This is a genomic window from Dietzia sp. DQ11-44 (assembly GCF_014145205.1).
GTDB lineage: Bacteria > Actinomycetota > Actinomycetes > Mycobacteriales > Mycobacteriaceae > Dietzia > Dietzia natronolimnaea.
Genome location: NZ_JAALEC010000189.1, coordinates 1 through 4271 on the forward strand (window position 1 = coordinate 1; position 4271 = coordinate 4271).

Genomic DNA, 4271 nt, shown 5'->3' on the forward strand with positions numbered 1-4271 from the left:
TCCGCCGTGGCGCGGCCTTCTTCTCCAGCTGCGCCCTGGTGTACTCGGCGGCTGACCCGGCGGTGGACCCGGAAACGTCGACGGAGAATCCGGTCGAGCGGGTCGCGGAGGGGCGGTGGGCCGGACACGTGCTCCGGGAGCCGCGCGGCGAGGGCGGGTTCGGCTACGACCCGCTGTTCCTGCCCGAGGGGTCGGACCGCTCCGCGGCGGAACTCACACCGGGGGAGAAGGACGCCGACTCCCACCGCGGCCGTGCCCTGCGGGCGCTGGTGCCGGCGCTCCGGGAGCTCGCCGAGCGCGGCCGGACGGACTGACCGGCTCGGATCGGCGCCAGCTCAGATCGGCGCCGGCTCAGATCGGCGCCGGTTCAGACCGCGTACTCGGCCCGGACGTCCCGGGTCCGCTTGTGCTCGAACCAGAACGACAGGAACGGGACCGTCCCGGCCAGGGCGGTCAGCAGGGTGCGGGAGGCGGGCCACCGGGCCTTGATCGCCAGGTCGAGGGTCATGAACAGGTAGAAGATGTAGAAGACACCGTGGGCCTGTCCGATGTAGGTGAACCAGTCGGGAGCGTCCGAGGAGTTCTCCAGGATCAGGTACTTGTAGATCATCTCGACCGTGAGGACCAGCAGCCACACGCCGGTGATCCAGGCCAGGACGCGGTACCGGGCGAGCGCCCCGCGGACCTTGCCGTCGGGATCCGGCTTGCGGTCGTCGGTCTCCGGGGTGGCTGCGACGGTCATGTGGTGTGTCTCTCCTGGTGACGGTCGCCGGCGGCCGCGTCCTGACGGGCCAGCTCGGCGAGGTATGAGTTGTAGGCGTCCAGAGCCTCATCTCCGGTCCGGGCCTCCGCGGCGGGACGCCGGGGCAGAAGGTCCGCGGGGATCTCCGTGACGATCTCCTGCCTGCGCGAACCCCGGCGCAGGGGCGGAGCGTCGGGGTGGCCGTCGACCTCGTCGTCGTCACCCTCATCCCCGTCGACACCGGCCGCGGGGAGGGCCGACTCGGCCTCGTCGGCCTCCAGTCGCACGTACTTCAGGTACGCGTAGACCAGGAACCCCGCCAGGAACGGCCACATGAAGGTGTAGCCGAGGTTCTGCACCGTCCCCGTGGCCTCCTGGTAGCGGGCGAGCTGCCAGAACCCCATCCCCAGGCAGAAGATCGAACCCAGGACGACGAACGCGATCCACGAGGGGCGGTGCCTGACCTTGGTCGAGACCGGCGGACCGGAGGCGGGGTCGCCTCCGACCGTGCGGTCGCTCAGGGTGTCGGACACCCCTCCACGATACCGCCGACGGCGCGGTAAGCTCACCTCGCCCGGCACCCCCGGGCGGGCGCCCGTGGCGGAATTGGCAGACGCGCTGGATTTAGGTTCCAGTGTCTACGGACGTGGGAGTTCAAGTCTCCCCGGGCGCACCGCACAGATCGCGGTTCAGTCGAGCTCGTCGATCAGCCGGGCGAGGATGTCGTTCATCGTGAGCAGACCGATGAGGTCGTTGCCGCGGACCACGACCAGGCGGTTGAGGTGGAACCGGCTCATCATGGCCGCGGCCTGGTTCACCGACAGGTCCTCTCCCACGGTGATGGCGGGCTTGACGGCGGCGTCGTAGACGTTGAGCAGGTCCACGTCGCCCTCCTCGACGACGATGGCGCGCAGCAACTCGTTGTAGCTGAGCAGACCGTAGGCATCGTGGGGGTGCTGGCGGTCGACCACGAGGCTCTTGACCCTGTGGGAACGCATCATCGACAGCGCCTCGCGCAGGGTGGCGTAGGGGGAGATGGTGATCACCTCGGGCACCATGACCTGTTGGACGGTGAGCATTGGGGGTCCTCCTGGGTTGTACGGGCGGGGTGGGGCGTGCGCGGGGGAGCGGGTGGGCGTGGCTCAGGTGTTCTCCCGGCGCATGTATTCCTCGAACTTCACCAGTTGCCGGGGGTCGATCCCGGTGAGGTGCTCGATGGGGACGTTGAAGGCGATGCCGTGGGAGTTGTCCCCGTCGACCAGGATCTCGTGCAGGGATTTGAGGATCGGGGTGGCCAGGTGGGTGCCCACGACCATGAGCAGCACCGACTGGGAGCCCTCGAACGTCAGGCCGAAGAAGGTCTTCTTCTGCTGCGCGCCGATGCCCTTGCCCTCCAGGATCGTCACCCCGGTCGCCCCGGCCCGTTGCGCGACCTCGATGGCGGTGTCCTCCAGTTCCGGGGGGGCGATCACTACGACGGCCGTGAATTTCATGTCGATTCCTTCCGCAGTCGGGGGACTTTCTCGAGGGCGATGGCATAGAGCAGGACGGAGATGATCGGGAAGATCGAGGCGAAGGCGATGAGGCCGAAGCCGTCGAGCAGCGCGCTGCGGCCGTCGATGGCGCTGGCCAGTCCGATGCCCAGGGCGGTGACCAGCGGCACGGTGACCTCGGATGTGGTGACCCCGCCGAGGTCGAAGGCCAGGGCGACGATGTACTTCGGGGCCAGGACAACCAGGACGATGACCACGGCGTAGGAGACCATGATGAAGTAGTGCAGCGGCCCGCCGGACAGGATGCGGTACACCCCCAGCGCGATTCCGACCGCCACCCCCGTGGCCACGACCAGGCGGATGGCGGTGGCGTTGATCCCGGCCGGCGAGACGTTCTCGGCCTGGTCGGCGATGGCCACCAGGGCCGGCTCGGCCATGGTGGTGGCGAACCCGATGAGCAGGGCGAACAGCAGGATCAGCGCCGGCACGCCGCGGTCGATGAGCTGCTCGGCCATCTGCGTGCCCAGCGGGAAGAGCCCCATCTTCAGGCCCACCACGAAGGCGTAGAGCCCCACCAGGACCATGACGAACCCGACGGCCACGCGCAGCGGGTGGGACAGCTTGCGGCGCAGCGCGACGTACTGGAAGAACAGGACGACGATCACCATGGGCGCCACGTCGCGGACCATCTCCGCCAGGCCTACCACGTGCTCCAGCCAGAGCGGGGTGGAGCCCTGGTCCGACCCCGTGGTGGGCGTACCGCCGCCACCGCCGAAGGTGTAGACCCACATCCCGTAGAGCTGCACCCCGATCATCGGGACCATCACACACAGCGCGACCAGGCCGAAGCCGTCCGTGAGGGCGCTGCGGCCCCGGATCGAGTTGGCCAACCCGATCCCGATCGCGGCGATCAGCGGCACGGTCACGACGTTGGTGGTCACCCCGCCGGAGTCGAAGGCCAGGCCCACGATCTCCGGCGGGGCCACGAACGTGGCCACCAGGACCACCACGTAGCCGCCGATGAGGATCCGGTGGACCGCCCACCCCCGCAGCACGCGCAGGATCCCCAGGACCAGGACGAGACCCACGGACACGGCGATCACGACCCGCAGCACGACCCCGTCGATCCGGCCCTCGCTGATCAGTTCGGCCTGTTCCGCCACCGCGATCAGGGCGGGTTCGGCCACGACCGCGGCGAATCCGATGGCGAAGCCGAAGGTGAGCAGCAGCCCCAGGGCCCCGCGGCGGGTGAACTGGTTGGCGAGGTTCTTGCCCACCGGGAACACGCTCAGGTCCAGTCCCTGGAGGAACAGGGCGATCCCCACCCCCACGATGAGCAGTCCGGCGACCAGCTGTAGCGGGTCCTCGGGCATCCGGCGGAAGACGAGCAGCTGGAAGGCCACCACCACGGCCACGATGGGCAACAGGTTCCTCAGGGCTTTCCGGAACTCCTGGGCGAAGTGTCGGAGATGCTCCATGGAGGCTGGGGTCCTCTTCCGGGGTCGGGTCGACAGGCGGCCTGGATCCCAGTCTGACGTACGACCACCGGGGCGTCCACGGAACGGTCGCGGGGCCGTGGTCGGTCCACCGGGTCGGTGCGACCTCACCGCCGGCTCACCGCGGACTCACCGCGACCTCACCGCCGGCTCACCGACGACGGTCTTTCCCGAGCGCGGCGAGGGCCCTGTCGGCGATCTCCTCCACCGGAAGCGCGATCGGGCAGGTGATCCCGTCCTCGTCCGGGCCCAGGGACTCCAGGGTGGCCAGCTGCGATTCGAGGATCCGGTGGGATGCGAAGTGCCCGCGTCGAGCGGCGAGGCGGGCGGCGAGGAGCTCCGGGTCAGCGCCGAGTTCGACGAAGAACACCGGCCGGTCGACGTCCCGGAGGACGTCGCGGTAGGCGCGGCGCAGTGCCGAACACGCGACGACGACGCCGGGGTCCGGGCCGGTGCGGGCCCCCTCCCGTTCCCGCTCCCGCATCCTGTCCCGGACCGCGTCGAGCCACGGCCCGCGGTCGAGGTCGGTGAGCGGCTCCC

7 protein-coding genes and 1 tRNA gene are annotated in these 4271 nt (G+C 69.7%); 2 read left to right on the forward strand and 6 right to left on the reverse strand.

The window, feature by feature from the left end; translation table 11 throughout:
* Positions 1 to 314: non-canonical purine NTP pyrophosphatase (locus G6018_RS05805; RefSeq protein ID WP_277817756.1), on the forward strand; the 314-nt coding region annotated here is incomplete at its 5' end.
* Positions 315 to 367: 53 nt separating this feature from the next.
* Here the strand turns inward: G6018_RS05805 and G6018_RS05810 are convergent.
* Both G6018_RS05810 and G6018_RS05815 read right to left on the reverse strand, forming a co-directional pair.
* Positions 368 to 742, reverse strand: a complete 375-nt coding sequence (locus G6018_RS05810; RefSeq protein ID WP_179524849.1) for a DUF3817 domain-containing protein — start codon at positions 740 to 742, stop codon at positions 368 to 370.
* Positions 739 to 1275 (reverse strand): hypothetical protein, encoded by a 537-nt coding sequence (locus tag G6018_RS05815; protein WP_179524850.1) that lies wholly within the window; start codon positions 1273 to 1275, stop codon positions 739 to 741. Before G6018_RS05815 ends, G6018_RS05810 begins: the two co-directional genes overlap by 4 nt.
* Before the next feature lie 58 nt (positions 1276 to 1333).
* Here G6018_RS05815 and G6018_RS05820 point away from each other — a divergent pair.
* A tRNA-Leu gene (locus G6018_RS05820) sits at positions 1334 to 1415 on the forward strand.
* Between the two features lie 16 nt (positions 1416 to 1431).
* On the opposite strand, the gene G6018_RS05825 is transcribed toward G6018_RS05820, so the two are convergent.
* From G6018_RS05825 to G6018_RS05840, 4 genes are all read right to left on the reverse strand, one after another.
* Positions 1432 to 1821 (reverse strand): CBS domain-containing protein, encoded by a 390-nt coding sequence (locus tag G6018_RS05825; RefSeq protein WP_179524858.1) that lies wholly within the window; start codon positions 1819 to 1821, stop codon positions 1432 to 1434.
* 63 nt (positions 1822 to 1884) lie between these two features.
* Positions 1885 to 2235, reverse strand: coding sequence for a transcriptional regulator (locus G6018_RS05830; RefSeq protein ID WP_182610538.1), 351 nt, complete (start codon positions 2233 to 2235; stop codon positions 1885 to 1887).
* Complete coding sequence (locus G6018_RS05835) at positions 2232 to 3713, reverse strand: DUF1538 domain-containing protein (RefSeq protein WP_182639121.1); 1482 nt, start codon at positions 3711 to 3713, stop codon at positions 2232 to 2234. Before G6018_RS05835 ends, G6018_RS05830 begins: the two co-directional genes overlap by 4 nt.
* A 169-nt stretch (positions 3714 to 3882) precedes the next feature.
* Positions 3883 to 4271, reverse strand: a 389-nt coding sequence (locus G6018_RS05840) for a gluconokinase (protein ID WP_182639123.1), incomplete at its 5' end; no start/stop codon positions are given.

Coding starts and splice junctions, on each gene's coding strand:
- G6018_RS05830 (WP_182610538.1), bottom strand. CDS start 2,235: ATGAAATTCACGGCCGTCGTAGTGATCGCCCCCCCGGAACTGGAGGAC.
- G6018_RS05835 (WP_182639121.1), bottom strand. CDS start 3,713: ATGGAGCATCTCCGACACTTCGCCCAGGAGTTCCGGAAAGCCCTGAGG.
- G6018_RS05810 (WP_179524849.1), bottom strand. CDS start 742: ATGACCGTCGCAGCCACCCCGGAGACCGACGACCGCAAGCCGGATCCC.
- G6018_RS05825 (WP_179524858.1), bottom strand. CDS start 1,821: ATGCTCACCGTCCAACAGGTCATGGTGCCCGAGGTGATCACCATCTCC.